Here is a 21,619-nt window from a genome sequence, read left to right on the forward strand (position 1 = left end):
CATCCGGGGTTGCGCCGGGTGCCACGACCACAGAGGAAACCTTTCACATGGCACGCAGCTTCCGCAGGAAGTCGCCCACGGGAGCCGAGGCACCCGCAGCACACGCGTTCGAGCCGGGCACCGGGGCCGCGGACGACGCCTCCAGGAGCTCCTCGCGTGGCAGGAAGGACGCCGACCACGGCTTCGGGGCGTGGCTGAAGGAGATCGCCACGATCGTCGTGATCGCGCTGGTGCTGTCCTTCCTCATCAAGACCTTCCTGTTCCGGGCGTTCTTCATCCCGTCGGGCTCCATGGAGGAGACCCTCGAGATCGACGACCGCATCTTCGTGAACCAGCTCGTCCCGCAGCCCTTCGACCTCCAGCGCGGCGACATCGTCGTCTTCCGCGACACGGAAGAGTGGCTGCCGCCCCAGGAGGAGGTGTCGGTCAGCTGGCTGAAGGAGGCGCTGATCTTCATCGGCCTCGCCCCGGACGAGTCCCAGCAGCACCTCGTGAAGCGCGTCATCGGGCTTCCGGGCGACCACGTCATCTGCTGCGACACCGAGGGCCGGATCACCGTCAACGGGGAACCGCTCGAGGAGCCCTACCTCTACCCCGGCGCCACACCGTCGGACCTCCCGTTCGACGTCGTGGTCCCCGACGGCAAGGTCTGGGTCATGGGCGATCACAGGAATGCGTCGGCGGACTCGCGCGCCAACCAGGACAAGCCCGGCGAGGGCTTCGTCACCATCGACGACATCGAGGGCAAGGCCGCCGTCATCGCCTGGCCCCTGAACCGGATCGGGTTCCTCGGGAACCACCCGGACGTGTTCGACGGCGTCCCCGAGCCCGCGCCGGCTCCCGCAGGATCATGACCCCACCCCGGACGAAGCGCATCGCCGCGCCCACGCTGAGCGTCGAACGCTCGTTCGCCGCCGCGGGGCACCGGTTCATCGCCGGGTGCGACGAGGTGGGCCGGGGAGCGCTGGCCGGGCCGGTCTCCGTCGGGATCGTCGTCGTCGACCTCGACGCCGCGAGGAGCCTGACAGGCGTGCGCGACAGCAAGCTGCTCCTGCCGGCGCACCGCGAGGCGCTGGTACCGCGTATCCGCCGTTGGTCCGTCGCCTGCGCGGTGGGGCACGCCTCCGCCGCCGAGATCGACGAGCACGGCCTCATGGCCGCCCTGCGGGCCGCCGGTGCCCGGGCGTGGGCCTCGGTCCTCGACACCGTCACCCCGGACGCCGTCATCCTCGACGGCAACCACGACTGGCTCTCGGCGCGCCCCCAGGGACTGCTCTTCGGCACCGGCGACGGCGGGACGGCGCCCGTCGGGCCGGCCGGCTGCACCGCCCCGGTCCACACACGGATCAAGGCGGACCTGAAGTGCCAGAGCGTCGCGGCCGCGAGCGTACTGGCCAAGGTGGAGCGCGACGCCCGGATGGTGTCTCTCGCCGCCGGTCACCCCGCGTTCGGCTGGGACGGGAACAAGGGCTACGCCACCGAGGCGCACCGCGCGGCGATCGACGCCGTCGGGCCGAGCGAGTACCACCGGAAGACCTGGCGCCTGGGCCGTGCGGACGGACCCGGCGCAGCACGCGTGGAAATTGGAGGATGATGAACGGATGAGTGCCGAAGATCTTGAGAACTACGAAACCGACATGGAGCTCCAGCTCTACCGCGAGTACCGGGACGTCGTAGGGCTCTTCAGCTACGTAGTCGAGACGGAACGCCGGTTCTACCTGGCGAACAGCGTGGATCTGCAGGCCCGTTCGGCGGACGGCGAGGTGTACTTCGACCTGACGCTGCAGGACGCCTGGGTCTGGGACGTCTACCGTTCGGCGCGGTTCGTGAAGAACGTCCGCGTGATCACGTTCAAGGATGTCAACGTGGAGGAGCTGTCGAAGTCCGACGACATCGCGCTTCCGAAGGACGGCACGCTGGGCAACTGACGCCGGCGTCCCGGCTCCGCCGTCAGGCGGTCGGGCTGTCGTCCGTCCCGCCATGCGGGAAGGCGTCGTCGCCGTCGAGCGGCACGTCCGCGGCCTGCTCGAGCCGGTCGGCCTCGGATCCGCCCGTTCCCTCGCCGGCGATCCCTTCGCCGGACCCGGTCTCGCCCTGGACGGACGCGGCCTGCTCCTGCAGGTCGGCCTCGGACCCGCCCGTCCCTGCGCCCGCGATCGTCCCGCCGGGCGCCGTGTCGGCCGCCTGATCGGGGACGCCCTGCTCCTGCCGATCGGCCTCGCTCCCGCCGGCTGTGAGATCCTCTGCCGCCATCGTGTCCTCCTTCGGCTCGTACCGGCGCCACCGCGGCGTCGCCCCACCACGGTACGAGGTAGGAGAGGTCGGATGCCACAGGTTTCTCCGGTCGTCGTCCTCTCGCGTCAGCCCGGCCCCCGGGGTTGTCCACATAGCCGTCCCCGCTGACATGCGCCCTCGCCGGGTCCCGGAGTCTGGTGGAGGAGGTGAGGCCCATGCTGGCCAAGGATCAACTGGGCCGTCGCGGGGAAGCGACGGCCGCCGCCTATCTGCAACAGGCGGGACTGAAGATCGTGGACCGCAACTGGCGGTGTCCGGTGGGGGAGATCGACCTCGTGGCGGTCGATGGATCCACGCTCGTGATCGTCGAGGTGAAGACCCGGAGCTCGGACGATTTCGGGCAGCCGCTGGAATCCATCACCGCGGCCAAGCTCGAGCGGCTGTACCTGCTGGCGTCCAAGTGGGCGCGGGCTCACAGCCTGAGGTTCAGCGGGTTCCGGATCGACGCCGTCGGGGTGCTCGACGACGGCTCCGGGACCCCGCGCATCGAGCATGTCCGGGCCCTGATCTGATGGCGCTCGGACGCACGTACGCGGTGTCCCTCGTCGGGATGAACGGGCACGTCATCGAGGTCGAGGCGGACATCGGGCAGACCCTGCCGGCCTTCGTGCTGCTCGGCCTGCCCGACGCGTCGCTCAACGAGGCCAAGGACCGCATCCGGGCGGCGGCGCGCAACGCAGGCGTCCCGCTGAGCCGGCGCAAGATCACGGTGAATCTCATCCCTGCGTCCCTGCCCAAGCGCGGATCCGCTTTCGACCTCGCCATCGTCATGTCGGCGCTGTCGGCAGCGGGGGATGTGCGCGGCTGCGGCACCACGGTCTTCCTCGCGGAGCTGGGCCTCGACGGGCAACTCCGGCCCGTGCGCGGCGTGCTGCCGGCGGTGATGGCGGCCGTGCACGCCGGACACCGGGGCGTCGTGGTGGCGGTGGAGAACGCCGCCGAGGCCGCGCTGGTACCGTCGGCCGAGGTCCGTTCCTTCCGGACCCTGGCCGAGGTGGCCCTCGCCTTCGGCGCGGACGCTGCGCAGGTGCGCCTGCCGGACCCGGTGGGCCGCAGCGGTCCCGGCCCCGCAGTGGTGCCGTCCGAACCCCTGAAGGACCTCTCGGACATCGCAGGGCAGCAGGAGGCCCGCTTCGCCCTCGAGATCGCGGCTGCAGGTTCCCATCACCTGCTCATGGTCGGACCACCCGGCTCCGGCAAGACGATGCTCGCGGAGCGCCTCCCCGGCATCCTGCCCGACCTCGAGGACGAGCAGGCGATGGAGGTGACGGCGATCCACAGCCTCAGCGGTGACCGGCACTGTACGGAACTCGTCCGGAAACCGCCGTTCGAGAGCCCTCACCACACGGCGACGCCCGCGTCGATCATCGGTGGGGGCAGCGGTATCCCGAGGCCCGGCGCGGCGTCGAGAGCCCATCGGGGCATTCTCTTCCTCGACGAGGCACCCGAGTACGAGCGCCGCGTCCTCGAGGCGCTGCGGGAGCCGCTCGAAAGCGGTCGCCTCGTCCTCCACCGCGCGTCGGGGACGGCGTCCTACCCCGCACGGTTCCAGCTCGTCCTGGCGCTCAACCCCTGTCCCTGCGGGCTGGCCAGCGGCAAGGGGATCGACTGCATGTGCACGGCGCAACAGCGCCGGAGGTACTTCAACCGCCTGTCGGGACCCCTGCTGGATCGCGTCGACCTGCAGCTGGCCGTGCAGAGGGTGAGCCTCGCGGACTATACGGATACCCGGAGCGCGGAGGCCTCCGCCATCGTCGCCACCCGGGTTGCCGACGCGCGCGCCGCCCAGCGGGACAGGCTCCGGCGTTGGGACTACGCCTCGAACGCGGAGGTCCAGGGGCGTGTCCTGCGGGGTGAGCTCGCCCTCCCGCGGACCGTGACGGCGTCCCTCGACGCGGCGCTGGACAGGAACCTCGTCAGCGCGAGGGGCTGGGACAGGGTGCTCCGCGTGGCGTGGACGATCGCCGATCTCGCCGGCAGGGCACGGCCGGACACGGACGACGTCGTCACAGCCCTGGCCTTCCGCATCCAGGAGCGTGCGGTGTGAGCCAGGCGGTAGGCGACAGGCTCGCCCGGGCCGCGCTCTCGCGGCTGTTCGAACCGTCGGACACGGTCGGCATGGCACTGGTGGCGGTCGTGGGCCCGGTCGATGCCCTGCGCATCATCCGCGGTGAGGTCGATGCGGGTTCGGCCGACCGGCGCTTCCTGAGGGACGCCCTCGACCTGCCCGACGGCCCCCGGGATCCGCTGAAGGACGGTCTGGCCCGCTGGGGTCCGCGGCTGCAGGATCTCGCGCCCGAGCGGGACCTCGCCACCCTGGAAAGACTCGGCGGCAGGCTCGTCACGCCCGAGACGGGGGAGTGGCCGGATGCGCTGGACGACCTGCAACTCGCCCGACCCCTGTGCCTGTGGGTGAGGGGCCGGACGCACATCCCGGCGCAGGCCCGCATCGCCGCGATCGTCGGATCGAGGGACAGCACCGCCTACGGGGCATCGGTGACCACGGAACTCGCGGCCGGTCTCGCCCTGCGTGGTTACTCGGTGATCTCGGGAGGAGCCTACGGTATCGACGCCCAGGCCCATCGGGCGGCTCTCGCCTCGTCCCAGGAGAGTGATGTCCCTCCCACCATCGCCCTGCTGGCCTGTGGCGTGGACAGGTACTACCCCGCCGGCAACGAGGAGCTCCTGAGAACCATCGCGGGCAGGGGACTGCTGATCTCCGAGGTGCCGCCCGGCAGCTCGCCCACGCGATACCGGTTCCTCCAGCGGAACCGGCTGATCGCCGCCCTGAGCGCCGTCACGGTGGTCGTCGAGGCCCGCTGGCGATCCGGCGCCCTGAACACCGCGCACCACGCGGCCGGGCTGGGGCGTCCCGTCGGCGCTGTGCCAGGTTCCGTCCACTCGGCGAACTCGGCAGGGTGCCATCGGCTGCTTCGGGACGGAAGTGCGGTGTGCGTCACGGATGCCGCGGACGTCGCGGAACTCGCCGGGCCGTTCGGCAGCGAACCGTCGGGGGATCGGAGCAGGGCGGACGCCGAAGAGCTGCGCGCGCAGGACGGGCTGACGGTCCCCGACCTGCTGCTACTGGATGGCCTGCCTCTGCACGCCTCGACGACCGTCGACAAACTGTCGGCCGTCGCCGGCCTGTCCCCACGCCAGGTCATCGGCGGACTGGCCCGCCTCGAACTGGCCGGTCTCGCCGTCAGGGCGGCGGGCGGCTGGCGCCGCCAGAGGGACTGACAGCAGAGCCAACAGAGCCAGCAGAGCCATCGGGCCAGCAGAGCCAACGGGCACGGGTCCCGAGGCCCGACCCGTGAATCACACCAGGAGGATGTCGTGACCCGTAGTAACCCCGCCGCCGAGGACGAGCGATGGCACGCCGAGATGTCCACACCCGTCGGGGTGCTGCGCATCGTCGCCGGCCTGACCGCGATCGTCGGTCTCTATCACGCCGACCATACGCCGGAACCTCCACCGGGGCTCCTCGGCCGGCGCGTACCCGGCGGCCCCGCCGGTACCCCGGAGCGCGGCGACCCGGTGTACACCGATGCCGGTGCCGTCACCGATGGCGCTGCCGACCCAGACGTCGCTGCCGACGCCGTCGGCATGTGGGGTCCTCCGACACCGGAACCGACGCTGGCCCTCCTGCATCAGGTGGAGGTGGAACTGGGGGAGTACTTCGCCGGCCTCCGGCACGGGTTTGCTGTGCCCGTCGACCTGCACGGCACCGACTTCCAGCGATCCGTCTGGGCCGAAGTGCAGTGCATCCCCTACGGGCAGCGCCGCAGCTACCGCGACATCGCCGGTGACCTCGGCAACCCCCGGATGGGGCGGGCGATCGGGGCGGCCGTGCGGGCCAATCCCGTCTCCATCATCGTCCCCGGGCACCGCGTCGTGAGCAGCGGCGGGGCCGTCATCGGCTACGCGGCAGGCACCGGAACGAAGACGGCCCTGCTGGAGCTGGAGGCCGGCCCGGGGGCCTCGCACTCCCAGGTCACCGGTTGAGGCGGCCAGCCGACGCTCCGGGCCTGTCGACGCTCCGAGCCGGGCGCGGGCGGCGATACTGGTACCGGAGGGACGATGACACACGAGGACGCAGGACGAGGGCAGGCACTGACGGCGGCGGCCCGGGGCTTCGAGCTGTACCTGACGCGGGAGCGTAACCGCTCGGCGCACACGGTCCGGGCCTACCGCACGGACCTGGAACTCTTCTTCGCCCACGCGGCGCAGTCCGGGGTCACGGCGCTGAGCGAACTCGAACTCAGCCACTTCCGGGCATGGCTCGGAGCGCTGGACGCTGCCGGCATGTCCCGCGCCACCATCGCACGCCGGGCAGCCTCGGTCCGGTCCTTCATGGACTGGGCCGTCCGCGAGGAGCTGATCCCGGCCAATCCGGCCCTGCGCCTGCGCTCACCCAAGCGCAGCAGGTCCCTCCCTGCGGTTCTCAGCGGGCCGCAGGCCGGGTCCCTGTTCGAGGACCTCGACGACCGGTCCGTCGAGGGCGACCCGCACGAACTCCAGCGGCGGGCTATGGTGGAGGTACTCTACGCCACGGGCGTGCGGGTCGGGGAGCTGGTGGGCCTCGACCTCGACGACGTCGACACGGAGCGGCGCACGCTCCTCGTGCTGGGCAAGGGCTCGAAGGAGCGCACCGTCCCCTACGGTGTGCCGGCCGCCCACGCCCTCGACGACTGGGTCCGACGCGGCCGCCCACGATGGGTCACGGAGAAGAGCGGGCCGGCGCTGTTCCTGGGCCGCCGCGGCGGGCGCATCGACCAGCGCGCCGTCCGCACCCAGGTCAAAGAGGCACTGGACGCCCTCGGGGACACGGCAGCGCGTGGCCCGCACGCGCTCCGGCACACCGCCGCCACGCACCTGCTCGACGGCGGCGCGGACCTGAGGGCGGTGCAGGAGCTGCTCGGGCACTCGAGCCTCGCCACGACACAGCTCTACACGCACGTGTCCGTGGACCGTCTCCGGCGTAGCTACGAGCAGGCCCACCCGCGCGCCTGAAGCACCGGTTGCCTGCCGCGCGCGGAACCTGTGGACGTCGGCAGGGCGGCCGCCGCGCATAGTGGCGAAATTCACGTCCGTCCGGCACAATGAGCAGTAGTTCGGTCGAACCCGCACTCCGTGCGCGGGTGGGTCTCGTGAAGTTGCCGGTCATTGCGCATTGCATCATCCGTTGAAGGTCGTTGGGGAAGACGTACCTACAGCTATGGAGGATGGAATGTCTGTTGTGATGGCGCGCGGTGTCTTGTACGTGCACTCGGCCCCTACTGCGTTGTGCCCTCATGTCGAGTGGGCTGTCGGCTCCGTGCTGGACAAGCGACTCGACATGGAGTGGACGGCGCAACCTGCCGCGCCCGGAATGCTCCGTGCAGAGCTGTCCTGGGTCGGTCCGCAGGGTACCGGGGCACAGCTCGCCTCCGCCCTCCGCGGCTGGGCCCACCTCCGCTACGAGGTCACCGAGGAGCAGAGCGCCGGTGCCGACGGCGGCCGCTGGTCGCACACGCCGGAGCTCGGCATCTTCCACGCCACCACGGACGTCCACGGCAACATCATGGTGACCGAGGACCGCATCCGGTACGCCTACGAGGCGGGAGCCGGTGACCCGGCAGCGGTCTACCACGAGCTGTCCCTGGCGCTGGGGGAGTCCTGGGACGAGGAGCTCGAACCCTTCCGGTACGCCGCCGAGGGGGCTCCCGTGCGCTGGCTCCACCAGGTCGGCTGACCCACCCGCCACAGTCCACGACGCGGGCTTACCACCCGTACGGAGCACGCAAGAAGGGCGCCACCTGCGGTGGCGCCCTTCTTACGTGCAGAGGACGGCGGTCAGACGCTGCGGAGCACGATGACCGCGTTGTGGCCGCCGAAACCGAACGAGTTGCTCAGCGCCACGATGTCGCCCGAGGGCAGGTCGCGCGGTGCCGTCACGACGTCGAGCGGGATCTCGGGATCCTGGTTGTCGAGGTTGATCGTCACCGGCGCCTTCCGCTCGTGGATCGCGAGCACCGTCATGACGGCCTCGACCGCGCCCGAGGCACCGAGGAGGTGACCCGTCTGGGACTTCGTCGCCGACACCGCCACCTGGTCGATGTGGGCGCCGAGCGCCGCCTTCAGGGCTGTGTACTCGGGCTTGTCGCCGACCGGGGTGGAGGTGGCATGGGCGTTGACGTGCACCACGTCCTCCGCCTGCGCCCGTGCGTCGAACAGCGCCGCCTTGAGCGCACGGGTGGCGCCGAGGCCCTGCGGGTCGGGCGCGGTGATGTGGTACGCGTCGGCGGTGACCGACGTGCCACCGAGCTCGGCGTAGATCCGCGCACCGCGCGCCAGGGCGTGCTCCTCGGCCTCGATGACGAGTGCTCCGGCGCCCTCACCCATGACGAATCCGTCGCGGCCCGTGTCGTAGGGGCGCGAGGCGAGTTCCGGTTCGTCGTTCCGCCGCGACAGTGCCTGCATGGACGCGAAAGCCGCGATGGGCATCGGGTGGATCGCCGCCTCGGCGCCGCCGCACACCACCACGTCCGCCTTACCGGAGCGGATCAGCTCGAGTCCCTGATGCACGGCCTCCGTGCCGGACGCACAGGCCGACACCGGCGTGTGCGCTCCCGCGCGAGCACCGAGGTCCAGGCTCACGGCGGCGGCGGGTCCGTTGGGCATCAGCATCGGCACGGTCATGGGGAGCACCCGGCGGGGGCCCTTCTCGCGCAGGGTGTCCCAGGCGTCGAGCAGGGTCCACACCCCGCCGATGCCGGTGGCGAAGGCCACTGCGAGGCGGTCCTTGTCGACCTCCTCGATACCGGAGTCCCGCCAGGCCTCACGGGCCGCGACGACGGCGAACTGCGTGGAGGGGTCCATGCGCTTCGCCTCCACCCGGGAGAGGACCTCCGATGCGGGGGTGGCGATCTGGGCTGCGAAGGTCACCGGCAACTCGTACTGGGCAACCCAGTCCGCCTCGATGGTCCGCGCGCCGGAGACTCCTTTGAGGGAGTTGGCCCACATGGTGGGCACGTCCCCGCCGATCGGGGTGGTTGCACCGAGTCCGGTGATGACGACTTTGCGTGGCATGGTCACTCTTTCGAAGCTAGGGCCTGCGCCGGCAGCACCGGAGCGGAGGGATGGGTGCGGCCGCCCACGGCGGGAACGCCGGGAGCGGCCGCAACACCGGGAAGCGCAGGGACTAGGCCTGCGCGCCCGAGATGAAGGTGACGGCGTCGCCGACGGTCTTCAGGTTCTTGACCTCTTCATCGGGGATGCGTACCCCGAACTTCTCTTCGGCGTTGACGACGATCGTCATCATCGAGATGGAGTCGATGTCGAGGTCGTCGGTGAAGGACTTGTCCATCTCGACGGACTCGGGGGCCAGGCCCGTCTCCTCGTTGACGATCTCGGCGAGGCCGGCCAGGATTTCTTCGTTGCTAGCCATGATGGCTCCTTTTCTATTGTCGCCGGAGCACCGGCGGGGTTGGTCAGACCGCACTGTCACGGTCTGGGCTTGGAAACTAGGGGAGGACGACGACCTGCGCGCCGAACACGAGGCCCGCGCCGAATCCGATCTGCAGGGCCAGCTTGCCGCTGAGCTCCGGCTGTTCCTTCAGGGTCCGGTGCATGGCCAGGGGGATCGAGGCGGCGGAGGTGTTGCCGGCATCCACGATGTCCCGTGCGACATAGACGTGCTCGGGCAGGTTCAGCTGCTTCACCATCTCATCGATGATACGGATGTTGGCCTGATGGGGGAGGAACACCGCCAGGTCGTCGGCGGTGACGCCGGCCGCGTCGAGCGCTTGCTGGGCGACCTTCGCCATCTCCCACACGGCCCAGCGGAAGACCGAGGGACCGTCCTGGCGCATGGTCGGCCACAGGCTCTCGCCCTCGGCGCCGTCCTCCGCGGCTTCGGCGTCCGTGGCCACCACGCCGGCCGCGTAGTCGCGCACGTCCAGCAGGGATCGGGTCATGCGGATCGCCTCGTGCTTGCTCCCGTCGGAGCCCCAGACGGACGGGCCGATACCCGCGGCGTCGCCGGGGCCGATCACCACGGCGCCGGCGCCGTCACCGAGGAGGAAGGAGATGGTGCGGTCGGAGTTGTCGATGAAGTCCGACAGCTTCTCCACGCCGACGACTAGCACGTACTCGGCCGTACCGGCGTGCACCAGGGCGTCGCCCTGGGCGATGCCGTAGCAGTAGCCGGCACAGGCGGCGGAGATGTCGTAGGCGGGCGCCGGGGTGGCACCGAGCCGGTCGGCCAGCTGCGCGGCCGCCGAAGGGGTGGCGTAGGGGTGGGTCACGGTCGAGACGAGGACGGCGCCGATCTGGGACGCGTCGATGCCGGAGGAGGCGAGCGCCTCCCGGGAGGCCGCCTCCGCCATGTCGATGACGCTCACGTCACGGGGTGCACGGTGTCGCGTGACGATGCCGGTGCGCTGGCGGATCCACTCGTCGGAGGAGTCGATCCACTGGCAGACGTCGTCGTTGGTGACGATCACCTCGGGCCGGTACGCACCGACGCCGAGGATGCGCGTGTGCTCGCGGAGGGGGGCTTGCTTGATGGCGGTGATGCTCACTGGGGTCCTTCGGAGGTAAGGGTCGGATCGAGGTCCGTGGTCCGCGAGTGCTCCTCGATGAAGCTGCGGGCGGCATCCAGGTCCTCCGGCGATTTTACGGCGAGGGTCGCCGTGCCGCGCATTCCGCGCTTCGCCAGCCCGGTCAGGGTCCCGGCGGGGGACAGCTCGAGCATGCCCGTGACGCCCATGGCCTGCATCGACTCCATGCAGAGGTCCCAGCGGACCGGGCGGGAGACCTGCGCGATCAGGCTGTCCAGGTTGCCCCCGCCGGTGGCGACGGGACGACCGTCGAAGTTGGACATGAGGGTCGCCACCGGATCCGAGGGGGAGAGCGAGGGCCGCAGTGCCTCGAGTGCGGTGACGGCCGGCGACATGTGGTCCGTGTGGAAGGCCCCGGCTACCTTCAGGGCGATGACGCGCGCCTTGGCCGGGGGGTTCGCCGCGAGTCCGGCCAGCTGCTCGAGCGTTCCCGCAGCCACCACCTGGCCGCCGCCGTTCGCGTTCGCCGCGGTGAGGCCCAGCTCGGCGAGCCGCTCCGTCACCTCGTCTGCGTCACCGCCGAGGACGGCGCTCATGCCGGTGGGGCGGGCAGCGGCAGCCTCGGCCATCGCCGTGGCGCGCACGCGGACGAAGGCGACCGCGTCGTCCTCGGTGAGTGCTCCGGCCAGCGCGGATGCCGTGAGCTCGCCGACCGAGTGGCCGGCGACGACGGTGGCCGCGGTGAGCGCGGACCAGTCGAGGAGCACCCGGGCCGTCACGAGCCCGGCGGCGACGATGAGCGGCTGGGCGACCGCGGTGTCCTTGATGGTCTCCTCGTCGGAGACCGTGCCGTGCCGCACGAGGTCGGTGCCCGCGCGGTCGCTGAGCTCTTCCAGATGCTCCCGCACCCCGGGTAGCTCGAGCCATGGACTCAGGAAGCCCGGGGTCTGTGAGCCCTGTCCGGGGCAGGCGATTGCAAGCACTGTTCCAGCTTTCCAAATCGGTGAGGGATTATCGGGTGTTCGGCTGAACCAAGCTGGCTGTGCCGTGTTGTAGGAAGTCTACAAGTCATCGGGTGGAGCGGCCGAGAGGCGCCCGACCACCAGCGCGGTCTGCAGCACGAAGGCCTCGCGCGCGATCAAAGGGTCCCAGCCGGTCACGTCGCAGACGCGGCGGAGCCTGTACCGGACGGTGTTGGCATGGACGAAGAGGGCCCTGGACGTGGCCTCCAGGGAATGCCCGAGGGAGAGGTACGCGGACAGTGTCTGCTCCAGGCCGTTCGACGCCGCGAGCAGCGGCCGGTAGATGGTCCGGACCAGGGCGCGCCGTGCGGTGTCGTCGCCGGACATCACGCGCTCGGGCCACAGGTCCTCCGAGGAGACCGGCCGGGGCGCCCCGGGCCAGGCGCGGGCGACGGTGAGCCCTGCGAAGGCGGCCTGCGCCGACGTGCTCGCCTCGACGAGCGAATCCGACTCCGGACCGAGGACGACGGCGCCGGCACCGAACAGCTCGGTGATCCGCGGGTAGGCCTTGGCCGGATCCTTCACGCCGCCCAGCACGAGGATGAGCCGTTCGCCCTGGATCCCGACCAGCACGTCCTCCGCCAGGCGGCCCGTGACGCGCCGCAGCTCGTTGAGGAAGCCGGCGTCCGGCTCCTGGGGCGCGCTGCCCACCATGACCGTGATGCGCGCCTGCGATGTCCAGCCGACCGCGGCGATGCGCGAGCGGAGCGCGTCCGAGCTCTCGCCGCGCAGGATCGCGTCGACGACGAGGGCCTCGAGGCGGGTGTCCCACGATCCACGGGTCTCGGCGGCGCGCGCATAGACGTCCGCGGCAGCGAAGGCCACCTCGCGCGAGTAGCGCAGCACGGCCTCGCGGAGGGGCCCCTGATCGGCGGCGGGGGCGAGGAAAGGCACATGGTCCTCGACCACCTGCACCACCACGCGGATGAGCTGCAGGGCCTTCTGCAGGCTGATGGAGCGAGTGAGTTCGGTGGGCGCGGTGCCGAACACGTCGCTGAGCACCCAGGCGGGGGAGACGGGCTTCTGGTACCAGTTGACGAAGGACGCGATGCCCTTCTGGGCCACCATGCCGAGGGCGGATCGCTCATCGGCGCGCAGGCCGCGGTACCACGGCAGATCCGTGTCGAGCTGCTTCAGGGTCGCCGTGGAGAGGGAGCCGATCGTGGCCCGCAGCTTCTCGACGGTGGCGGGGTCCGCGGGAGCGGCCCCCGCGTTCATGGCGCCCGGGGCAGTCCGGGTGCTACCGGGGACATCTTCGGGCTGCGGCATGCTCCGAGCATACGGTCTCCAAGTCCCAGGCTCCCATTTGTGGAGGAGCTACAAAAAAGGGCGACGGCGGGAGCAGCACTGGGCTGCTCCCGCCGTCGCCCTCCGATGAGGCGTGGACGCTAGGAGTCGCCGCCGGCGTTGCCGGTGGTCCCGGCGTTCACGTCGAGCAGGCGGTACTTCTCGATCGCTTCCTTGGGAGCGTTCGCGTCGACCTCCCCGCGGCGGGCGAGCATCTCCAGCGCGCGGACGACGACGGAGTGGCTGTCGATCTTGAAGAACCGGCGCGCTGCCGCCCGCGTGTCGGAGAAGCCGAAGCCGTCGGCCCCGAGCGTCGCGAACTCGTTGGGCAGGAACTGGCGGATCTGGTCGGGCACGGCCTTCATGAAGTCCGAGACCGCGACGATGGGGCCCGTCGCACCCTCGAGCTGCTGCGTGATGAACGGCTTGCGCGCGTCCGCGCCGGGGTTGAGGAAGGCCTCCTCCTCGGCGGCGAGGCCGTCGCGGCGCAGCTCGTTCCAGGACGTCACGGACCACACGTCGGCCGAGACACCCCAGTCCTTCGCGAGGATCTTCTGCGCCTCGAGGGCCCAGGGGACCGCCACGCCGGAGGCGAGCAGCTGGGTGCGGGGACCGTCGACCTTGGCGGGCTTGAGCAGGTAGATACCCTTCAGCAGCCCTTCGACGTCCAGTTCCTCCGGCTCCGCGGGCTGGACGAACGGCTCGTTGTACACGGTGATGTAGTACATGACGTTGCGGAAGGACTCCGGCTTGTCGCCGATGTCCCCGTACATCCGGTGGAGACCGTCGCGCATGATGTGCCCGATCTCGTAGCCGAAAGCGGGGTCGTAGGTGATCACGGCGGGGTTCGTCGACGCGAGGATGGGCGAGTGCCCGTCCGCGTGCTGCAATCCTTCACCGGTCAGCGTGGTGCGACCGGCGGTCGCGCCGATGATGAACCCGCGGGCCATCTGATCGGCCGCGGCCCAGATGGAGTCGCCCGTGCGCTGGAAGCCGAACATCGAGTAGAACACGTAGATCGGGATGAGCGGCTCACCCTGGGTGGCGTAGGCCGTGCCCGCGGCGGTGAAGGCGGCCATGGATCCGGCCTCGTTGATACCCGCGTGCAGGATCTGGCCCTCGATGGATTCCTTGTACGCGAGGACCAGGTCGCGGTCCACGGACAGGTAGTTCTGGCCGTTCGGGTTGTAGATCTTCGCCGTGGGGAAGAACGAGTCCATGCCGAACGTGCGCGCCTCGTCGGGGATGATCGGCGCGATCCGCCGGCCGAACTCCTTGTCCCGCATGATGTCCTTGAGGATGCGGACGAACGCCATGGTGGTGGCGGCCATCTGCTTCCCGGACCCGCGCTTGGCCATCTCGTACGCTTTGTCGCCCGGCAGGACGACGTCGGCGTGCTTGGTGCGCCGCTCGGGCACGAAACCGCCGAGTTCGCGGCGACGCTCCATGAGGTACTTGATCTCGGGTGCGTCGGCGCCCGGGTGGTAGTACGGCGCGTTGTAGAGGTCGTCGTCGATCTGCTCGTCGGTGACGGGGATGCGCAGGTGGTCGCGGAACGCCTTCAGGTCGGCGTTGGTCAGCTTCTTCATCTGGTGCGTCGCGTTGCGCCCCTCGAAGTGCGGGCCGAGGCCGTAGCCCTTGACGGTCTTCGCGAGGATGACGGTGGGCTTGCCCTTGAACTCCGTGGCCGCCTTGTAGGCCGCGTAGACCTTGCGGTAGTCGTGGCCGCCGCGCTTGAGCTTCCAGATCTCGTCGTCGGAGAGGTCCTCGACCATCGCCTTGGTCTCCGGCGACTTCCCGAAGAAGTGGTCGCGGACGAATCCACCCGACTCGGCCTTGTACGTCTGGTAGTCGCCGTCGGGCGTCTGGTTCATGATGTCGACCAGCGCGCCGTCCGTGTCCTTGGCGAGCAGCGAGTCCCACTCGCGCCCCCAGACCACCTTGATGACGTTCCAGCCCGCGCCACGGAAGAACGCCTCGAGCTCCTGCATGATCTTGCCGTTGCCACGCACCGGCCCGTCGAGCCGCTGCAGGTTGCAGTTGATCACGAAGTTCAGGTTGTCCAGCTTCTCGTTCGCCGCGAGCTGGAGCAGGCCGCGCGACTCGGGCTCGTCCATCTCGCCGTCGCCGAGGAAGGCCCAGACCTGCTGGTCGGAGGTGTCCTTGAAACCGCGGTTGTGCAGGTAGCGGTTGGACTGCGCCTGGTAGATGGCGTTCATGGGGCCGATGCCCATGGACACGGTGGGGAACTCCCAGAAGTCGGGCATCAGGCGGGGGTGCGGGTAGGAGGACAGCGCGTGCCCCTCCTTCGACTTCTCCTGCCGGAATCCGTCCAGGTCCTCTTCGGTGAGGCGGCCCTCAAGGTACGCCCGCGCGTACATGCCGGGGGAGGCGTGACCCTGGAAGAACACCTGGTCACCGCCGCTGGGGTGGTCCTTGCCCTTGAAGAAGTGGTTGAAGCCCACCTCGTACAGGGTGGCGGCACCGGCGTAGGTCGAGATGTGACCGCCGACGCCGATCTCGGGCCGCTGGGCGCGGTGCACCATGACGGCCGCGTTCCAGCGCAACCACGCGCGGTACTTGCGTTCGATCTCCTCGTCGCCGGGGAACTCGGGTTCCTGATCCGCCGGGATGGTGTTGACGTAGTCCGTCGTCGTGACCATGGGCACGCCCACGGACTGCGCACCGGCACGCTGCAGGAGCGAACGCATGATGTACTGCGCGCGCTCGGTGCCCTGGGTGCGAATAAGCTGGTCGAGGGATTCGATCCACTCCGCGGTCTCCTCGGGATCCCCGTCGGGCTTGCCGACGGTCAGACCGCTCAGAATATCCGCCGTACCTTGTTCTGCAGCCACGCGATATCTCTCCACTTCCACGGATCGTGTCCGTGTCGCTTAATGCCTGCGCACGGCTCGTTCGGCCCGCGCAGAGATGCTGGCCCGGCGCTAGCACCGCGGCCATATACCGCATCACTCTATCGCCGCCACGCGGTCCGTGCGTAGCAGGATCAGGGTCTCGGGGCAGATTACGCCGAGGGCTTGCACACACTCCGTCCCGCCGCGCGGGTAACGGGCCGCGGGGAGTCCAAATCGGCCGGCTGGCTTGATGCTTGGCGTATAAAGGTGTTGGCTGGTAGCCATGTACATCCATACGAGGGCCGTTCACCCGACAGTCCCGTTTTTTCAGGAGGAGCTAAGTGAGCGAGGCTGAAGCCGCCACTGCGGTCAACGTGGCAGGCAAGTTGGGTTTCAAAGACGGTGACCTTGTCCAGGAACTCGGCTACGACGACGACGTCGACTTCGACTTCCGCGAGCAGCTCGAGGAGGGCATCGGGTCCGAACTGCTCACGGAGGACGACCAGGATGTCGTGGACGGCGTCATCCTGTGGTGGCGGAACGGTGACGGAGACCTCGTCGACGCCCTCGTGGATGCCCTGACCTCCCTCGGCGCCGCGGGCGTCGTCTGGCTGCTCACCCCGAAGTCCGGCCGGCCGGGCTACGTCTCTCCTGCCGATGTGCAGGAAGCCGCTCCAACCGCCGGCCTGCACTCCACGTCGTCGGCCGGTGTCTCCCGTGAATGGTCCGCGACGCGACTCGTCAGCCGCCGGAAGCAGTAGGCCTTGGCACTGGACGTAGGGGCGGTCGCCCCGGACTTCTCGCTGGCGAACCAGTTCGGCGAGACCGTCGAGAGCAGCTCCCTGGTCGGCGGGGCGGTGGTCGTCTTCTTCCCGTTCGCGTTCTCGCGGGTGTGCACCGACGAGCTCGGCCAGCTGCGGGACAATCTCGACCTCTTCGACGCCGCGGGCGTCACGCTGGTGGCGGTCTCGGTGGACCACAAGTACACGCTGCGCGCCTTCGCCGACGCGAACGACATCTCCTTCGACCTGCTGGCCGACTTCTGGCCGCACGGCGCCGTCACCCGCGCGTACGGCGCGTTCGACGACGACCGCGGCTACGCCGAGCGCGTCAGCTACGTCCTGGACGGCTCCGGGACGGTCCGCGCCGTCGTGTCCTCTTCCCACGGGCAGGGGCGGCCCATCGCCGACTACGCCCGCGCGCTGAGCTCGGTCGAAGCCGCGCTGTGACCGACCGGCCGGGTCAGGGCCCGGACGATCCGGCCGGACCCGCCGACAACCCGAGGCTCGGCCTGACGGGATTCGTGAGCGCCGCTCCCGCGCATGGCCTCGCCGAGCTGGAGCCCGAGGAGCGTCGGCTGCTCGACCGGGCCGTCGCGCTGCTGGCCGGCCACCGGCTCGCCGTGCTGACCGGCGCCGGCCTCAGCACCGACTCCGGGATCCCCGACTACCGCGGACCCGGATCGGTGCCGCGCAGTCCCATGACGTACCAGCAGTTCGTCGGGGACGAGGCGCTCCGACGCCGCTACTGGGCGCGCAACCACGTGGGCTGGCGGCATCTCCGACGGGCGGACCCGAATGCGGGCCACGCGGCCGTGGCGCTGCTGGAGCAGCGCAACCTGCTCTCCGGCCTCATCACCCAGAACGTGGACAAACTGCATTCCTCGGCCGGCAGCGTGAATGTCGTCGACCTGCATGGCACCTTCGACCGCGTGGTGTGCCTGCAGTGCGCGTCCACCTTCCCTCGGTCGCGGATCGCCGAGATCCTCGAGGAGCTCAACCCGGGGTACCTCGAACGCGAATCGGATGCCGGGGACGTCGCGCCCGACGCGGACGCCGACGTCGACGACACGGGCGACTTCTTGATGGCGCCCTGTCCGGTCTGCGGCGGGATGCTCAAACCCGACTTCGTCTACTTCGGCGAGAACGTGCCCAAGGCGCGCGTCGCGGACGCCTACGCGATGGTGGACGACGCCGGCGCCCTCCTCGTGGCCGGGTCCTCCCTGACCGTCATGAGCGGGCTGCGCTTCGTGCGTCACGCCTTCAAGGCCGGCAAGCCCGTGGTGATCATCAACCGCGGGCACACGCGGGGGGACGAGTTCGCCTCCCTGAAGATCGAGGCCGGCGTCTCGGAGGCCCTGGACTACCTCGCGCGGCAGCTGCCTGACCTGCCGCGCGCCGAGGCAACGAACGTGCCTCCGAAGTGATGGTGCTCAGCCTCACTACTTGCTTTCGACGTTGCAAGACAGGTATCCGGTACTTGCCATGGCCTTTGCTCCCGCCCCTACCGTTGATTCATGGGTTACACGGAGCATCGGTGTCAGTGCTGTGGTGAGATCGCAGAGCAGGTCTTCTGTGAGGACTGCCGGGAAACGGCCGCGGGTGATACGGCATGCGCTGCGCTGCCGGAGAAACAGACCGCCTGAGCGGGGCGCTCGAGGCTTGGGCCTCGCCTTCAACAGTCATTCGACTGCTCCATGCCGGGCAGGTCCTGTGAGGACCAGGGGCCGCGTCGGGCGCTCAGGCGCTTCCGAGTCCCGGACGGGAAGCGCTCCGCGAGTAGCTGACGTGGTTCACCCAAGCTGACGGGATGAACGGGGCACGGTGGCGCACAGCGGCAACCATCGTGAGCGCTTTCAGGATTGCTCTGACCGTGGCGGTTCGACGCCTCGGGTAGGGAACCGAAGCGCGTTCTCCGTCACCGTGGCTCGCGCTACTGCTCTCTGTGGGGCATGTCTCCTCCTCGCTGTTCTTATCCGCCGTCTTGCTGTGCTCATTTGAAAGCGATAGCGACCTCTGTCGCGAGGTGGGCACCCCAAATGCTGGGCTCCCGATCCTGCATCCGCTATGGCTGTAGGACGGCGCTAGGGCCCGCCCAAATAGGAGGTGCGTTCGCCGATAGGTGTCAGGCCCCGTAGGAGGTCGCTCGTGGCTCCGTCAGGTAAGGGATTCTCTGCGATAAGGTTCGGAAATGGGAACAACGGAGCGCCGCATTCAGTCTCGACCGCGATACAAACACCAGCAGTACACGTCAGTCGAGGAATTTCTGTCCGCGGACGAGCCGCTTCGCGGGATCCTCACCATCGAGGACCAGGTTCCCATCGACATTCTCTACCAGCCGACTGGTAACGACACCACTTACGTCATCTTCAATGCGGCAGTCGCCTCTCGAGATGTAGTGCTGCCCTTCTTCTCAGGCGGCATCGTGACTGCCCAGGGCCAGCCAAATCGGATCTTCGTGTCGGATCCCGCCGTCTCCGCCGAGCTTCGGTTCGGCTGCTACGCCGGTGTCAAGGGGATGAACCTGCAATCGCTTCTCCCTCCGATCCTGGCCAAGCTCATCGCTGCCGCCGGTGGAACGCGGACCGTATTCTGGGGTCCCTCTATCGGAGGGTTCGCCGCCCTGTACTACTCGAGGCTTTTCCCCGGATCGTTGGCAGTGGCGATGAACCCGCAGACCGACCTCAGGCAAACCCCGATCCCACACCAGCGTGCCTACGCTCGGTACGCACACGGCTTGACGAATGCGGACGACTACAGGCAGCTGTTCGACGCGGACCTGTGCGGCAATCTCATTGAGCATTACGCGGGGTCCGTGCCGAACAACCTCTTGTACATCCAGAACTCTGCCGACGAGCACCACTGGCAGCACATGGAGCCCTTCATCGGCACTCTGCCTCAGGACGCCAGCATCCGTGTCCTTACGGAGGACTGGGGGCCCGGTCACGTGCCCGTGCCCGACGACTACCTCGAGCGAGTCGCTTCGTTCCTGACGTCGACCCCTGGTCCCTGGTCCGAGGTGATCCAAGCGCCAGAACTTGGTGCACCCGCTCTTTCGGACTCCTCAGACGCTGCTTTCTCGGTGCGGCGCTGAAGGCACAGTAGCCCGAAGCCGAGGAGCGAGAGTCCCCGGCTCCCTTACGAGGGAGTCTCACTCCTGGGTATCGGCGTAGGTTCGGTCGCCGGCCCAGGGGATCCCTGACGGACTTAGATCTAGTCGTCGCGGTGCGGTCGGCGGTCCTCGATCATTCGCTGCGTGACGACATGCGCCTCCACCCATGCCTCGCGGGCGACCCTGAACTCCATTCGCTGGCCGAGGACGAGGCTGTTCGTCCATGCAATCGCTAAGCCTTCATCGTCTGCGGGCGGCCGTCGGTGTAGATGAGGTCTACCCGGATTGGCGCTATGTTCTCCGTGGTCGGAGTGCGTGCGGTCCCGTGCCGCGGCTGTTTCGCCTGCGGACGACGGTAGGGACTAGGGGGCTAGGTGCTAGGGGCGTAGGGGCCGGGGGCCGGGGCACGACACGGTCAAAGCACTAGTGGAGTTGGCTCAGCGGCCCTATGCTTCCTGCAGCGGCATTCAGAGCCGTTGTCTGTCTCATTCTTCCCCGCGCATGATTGGTCTCGACCCATGATGGAAGCTGTCCCCCCTGCCGAGGCTTGCCTCCCTTCTCCCCACTGGGGAGAACTCCACCCGAAGTTGCTCTCCTTGCTTCTGCTTTCGCTACCGCGGGCTATCGGCGAGGACGGTTGGCAGAACCAGCCGTAGCTGCCGTCAATGGAGGAAGCGCCCCACCCTCGCGAGGAGGATGGGGCGCGAAGTCAGGCTTCGTGGCGTCCGGGTGCGTCAACGTCGGGGGACAGCAGCGACAGGTGCGATCGGGTCCACTCGATCGCGGCGAGCACGGCGAGGATCCGGGTCACGAGGCCGGTGATCGCGATAAGCAGGTAGGCGAAGAAGATGATGCTTTCCGCTCGAGGTCTTTGACCCGTTGCCATTCCAGTTGCGGCCAAGGTTGGATCAGTGTCGTGAGCGCCCCTTTCAGGGACTGTTCGTTTGGTGGCGCGCCGATGGCGGGCCAGGGCTCGCAGGTACGAGGGCGCGCACGTGTAGAGAGTTCCCACCCGATAACCTTGTCGGATGGATCTTGAATTCGTTGCCCAGTACGGCTGGGACAAGCAAGTCGACCCGTGGTTAGACGAGCTCGAGAACATGCCGATCGACCTGCCGAGCGCCTACCGAATCTGGAAATCGGCGCAGCGGTATAAGGCAGCCGGAAACGAGGACCGCGTTAAGCGCTGTGAGTCATTGATCAAGATCCTGCACAACAGCTACATCCCCACCCAGCTCCAGATGGGTGAGAACGTGCAGTTCGGGTACGGCGGGATGGGCGTGATTATTCACCCGCTTTGTGAGATCGGCGACGGCGTGGTGATTGGCTCGAACGTGACCCTGGGTGGCAAGCAGAAGCCGACGCGTTTGAGCGCGGTCACTGGGCGGCCGGTGAACGTTCCAAGAGTGGACCCGTACGCGTACATCGCGACGGGCGCCAAAGTCCTCGGTGGTGTGACCATCGGAGCTTTCGCCATCGTTGGGGCGAATGCTGTGGTGACACGGGACGTCCCTGCTGGCGGAATCGTCGCCGGCCTGCCCGCAAAGCAGATTGGGCAGGTCACGGCAGACAGCGCGATCCACTACAAGCAGACGTACCTGGCAGTACGCAAGCTACCCGACTCCGAATTTCTGCAGTTCTTCGGATCCCACGTCGAAGACCCGTCTGCCGTCGCTGCCCGTTCCTGAGCGCTCACCCCCGGCTATTGAACGGGGGGTCTCGGTTG

Annotated in this window: 22 protein-coding genes; 14 read left to right on the forward strand and 8 right to left on the reverse strand. The window is 69.0% G+C overall.

Annotation, left to right across the window (positions count from 1 at the left end; genetic code table 11):
• Positions 1-47: 47 nt before the first annotated feature.
• From lepB to AC4D2O_RS13545, 3 genes are read left to right on the forward strand one after another with little or no spacing between them, the layout of a single operon-like run.
• Complete coding sequence (gene lepB / locus AC4D2O_RS13535) at positions 48-854, forward strand: signal peptidase I (RefSeq protein ID WP_490907879.1); 807 nt, start codon at positions 48-50, stop codon at positions 852-854.
• Complete coding sequence (rnhB, locus tag AC4D2O_RS13540) at positions 851-1,594, forward strand: ribonuclease HII (RefSeq protein ID WP_490907880.1); 744 nt, start codon at positions 851-853, stop codon at positions 1,592-1,594. The genes lepB and rnhB overlap by 4 nt, the downstream gene beginning before the upstream one ends.
• Before the next feature lie 7 nt (positions 1,595-1,601).
• A complete protein-coding gene (locus AC4D2O_RS13545) occupies positions 1,602-1,928 on the forward strand; it encodes a DUF2469 domain-containing protein (RefSeq protein ID WP_490907881.1) in 327 nt (108 codons plus the stop codon).
• A 22-nt stretch (positions 1,929-1,950) separates the two neighbouring features.
• Here AC4D2O_RS13545 and AC4D2O_RS13550 read toward each other — a convergent pair whose 3' ends face one another.
• Positions 1,951-2,253, reverse strand: a complete 303-nt coding sequence (locus AC4D2O_RS13550; protein ID WP_490907882.1) for a hypothetical protein — start codon at positions 2,251-2,253, stop codon at positions 1,951-1,953.
• 197 nt (positions 2,254-2,450) lie between these two features.
• Between AC4D2O_RS13550 and AC4D2O_RS13555 the strand changes: the two genes are divergently transcribed.
• The 6 genes from AC4D2O_RS13555 (at position 2,451) to AC4D2O_RS13580 (ending at position 8,029) form a co-directional block, all read left to right on the forward strand.
• Positions 2,451-2,807, forward strand: a complete 357-nt coding sequence (locus AC4D2O_RS13555) for a YraN family protein (RefSeq protein WP_490907883.1) — start codon at positions 2,451-2,453, stop codon at positions 2,805-2,807.
• The gene (locus AC4D2O_RS13560) at positions 2,807-4,342 is read left to right on the forward strand and encodes a YifB family Mg chelatase-like AAA ATPase (RefSeq protein WP_490907884.1); all 1,536 of its coding nucleotides are present in this window, start codon (positions 2,807-2,809) and stop codon (positions 4,340-4,342) included. The genes AC4D2O_RS13555 and AC4D2O_RS13560 overlap by 1 nt, the downstream gene beginning before the upstream one ends.
• Positions 4,339-5,535, forward strand: coding sequence for a DNA-processing protein DprA (gene dprA / locus AC4D2O_RS13565; protein WP_490907885.1), 1,197 nt, complete (start codon positions 4,339-4,341; stop codon positions 5,533-5,535). Before AC4D2O_RS13560 ends, dprA begins: the two co-directional genes overlap by 4 nt.
• Before the next feature lie 96 nt (positions 5,536-5,631).
• Complete coding sequence (locus AC4D2O_RS13570) at positions 5,632-6,300, forward strand: methylated-DNA--[protein]-cysteine S-methyltransferase (RefSeq protein WP_490907886.1); 669 nt, start codon at positions 5,632-5,634, stop codon at positions 6,298-6,300.
• Between the two features lie 75 nt (positions 6,301-6,375).
• Positions 6,376-7,308, forward strand: a complete 933-nt coding sequence (locus tag AC4D2O_RS13575) for a tyrosine recombinase XerC (RefSeq protein ID WP_490907887.1) — start codon at positions 6,376-6,378, stop codon at positions 7,306-7,308.
• A gap of 217 nt (positions 7,309-7,525) precedes the next feature.
• A complete protein-coding gene (locus tag AC4D2O_RS13580) occupies positions 7,526-8,029 on the forward strand; it encodes a DUF3145 domain-containing protein (protein WP_490907888.1) in 504 nt (167 codons plus the stop codon).
• A gap of 101 nt (positions 8,030-8,130) precedes the next feature.
• Here AC4D2O_RS13580 and fabF read toward each other — a convergent pair whose 3' ends face one another.
• The 6 genes from fabF to aceE form a co-directional block, all read right to left on the reverse strand.
• On the reverse strand, positions 8,131-9,366 hold the full coding sequence (fabF, locus tag AC4D2O_RS13585) for a beta-ketoacyl-ACP synthase II (protein WP_490907889.1): 1,236 nt from the start codon (positions 9,364-9,366) through the stop codon (positions 8,131-8,133).
• Between the two features lie 112 nt (positions 9,367-9,478).
• Positions 9,479-9,724: an acyl carrier protein gene (locus AC4D2O_RS13590; protein WP_026552001.1), complete on the reverse strand. Its 246-nt coding sequence runs from the start codon at positions 9,722-9,724 to the stop codon at positions 9,479-9,481.
• Positions 9,725-9,800: 76 nt separating this feature from the next.
• Positions 9,801-10,853: a beta-ketoacyl-ACP synthase III gene (locus AC4D2O_RS13595; protein ID WP_490908146.1), complete on the reverse strand. Its 1,053-nt coding sequence runs from the start codon at positions 10,851-10,853 to the stop codon at positions 9,801-9,803.
• A 2-nt stretch (positions 10,854-10,855) separates the two neighbouring features.
• Positions 10,856-11,821, reverse strand: coding sequence for an ACP S-malonyltransferase (locus AC4D2O_RS13600; protein ID WP_490907890.1), 966 nt, complete (start codon positions 11,819-11,821; stop codon positions 10,856-10,858).
• 78 nt (positions 11,822-11,899) lie between these two features.
• Positions 11,900-13,078, reverse strand: a complete 1,179-nt coding sequence (locus AC4D2O_RS13605; RefSeq protein WP_490908147.1) for a PucR family transcriptional regulator — start codon at positions 13,076-13,078, stop codon at positions 11,900-11,902.
• A gap of 170 nt (positions 13,079-13,248) precedes the next feature.
• Positions 13,249-16,002, reverse strand: a complete 2,754-nt coding sequence (gene aceE / locus AC4D2O_RS13610; protein ID WP_490907891.1) for a pyruvate dehydrogenase (acetyl-transferring), homodimeric type — start codon at positions 16,000-16,002, stop codon at positions 13,249-13,251.
• Between the two features lie 341 nt (positions 16,003-16,343).
• On the opposite strand from aceE, the gene AC4D2O_RS13615 reads away from it, so the two are divergent.
• The 4 genes from AC4D2O_RS13615 to AC4D2O_RS13630 all read left to right on the forward strand — a co-directional run bounded on the left by AC4D2O_RS13615 (position 16,344) and on the right by AC4D2O_RS13630 (position 19,875).
• Entirely contained in the window at positions 16,344-16,763 is a 420-nt protein-coding gene (locus AC4D2O_RS13615; protein WP_334210221.1) for a DUF3052 domain-containing protein, read from the forward strand.
• A gap of 3 nt (positions 16,764-16,766) precedes the next feature.
• Positions 16,767-17,231 carry a redoxin domain-containing protein gene (locus AC4D2O_RS13620; RefSeq protein ID WP_490907892.1) on the forward strand — a complete coding sequence of 155 codons (465 nt, stop codon included), beginning with the start codon at positions 16,767-16,769 and terminating at the stop codon, positions 17,229-17,231.
• Between the two features lie 62 nt (positions 17,232-17,293).
• Entirely contained in the window at positions 17,294-18,208 is a 915-nt protein-coding gene (locus tag AC4D2O_RS13625) for an NAD-dependent protein deacetylase (RefSeq protein WP_490908148.1), read from the forward strand.
• A gap of 764 nt (positions 18,209-18,972) precedes the next feature.
• Positions 18,973-19,875 carry a hypothetical protein gene (locus AC4D2O_RS13630; protein ID WP_490907893.1) on the forward strand — a complete coding sequence of 301 codons (903 nt, stop codon included), beginning with the start codon at positions 18,973-18,975 and terminating at the stop codon, positions 19,873-19,875.
• A gap of 727 nt (positions 19,876-20,602) precedes the next feature.
• On the opposite strand, the gene AC4D2O_RS13635 is transcribed toward AC4D2O_RS13630, so the two are convergent.
• Positions 20,603-20,794, reverse strand: coding sequence for a hypothetical protein (locus AC4D2O_RS13635; protein WP_490907894.1), 192 nt, complete (start codon positions 20,792-20,794; stop codon positions 20,603-20,605).
• Between the two features lie 127 nt (positions 20,795-20,921).
• Here AC4D2O_RS13635 and AC4D2O_RS13640 point away from each other — a divergent pair, with 127 nt between their 5' ends.
• Complete coding sequence (locus AC4D2O_RS13640; RefSeq protein ID WP_490907895.1) at positions 20,922-21,581, forward strand: serine O-acetyltransferase; 660 nt, start codon at positions 20,922-20,924, stop codon at positions 21,579-21,581.
• Positions 21,582-21,619: the final 38 nt, after the last annotated feature.

The sequence above is a fragment of the Arthrobacter sp. TJ-238 genome, assembly GCF_058269215.1.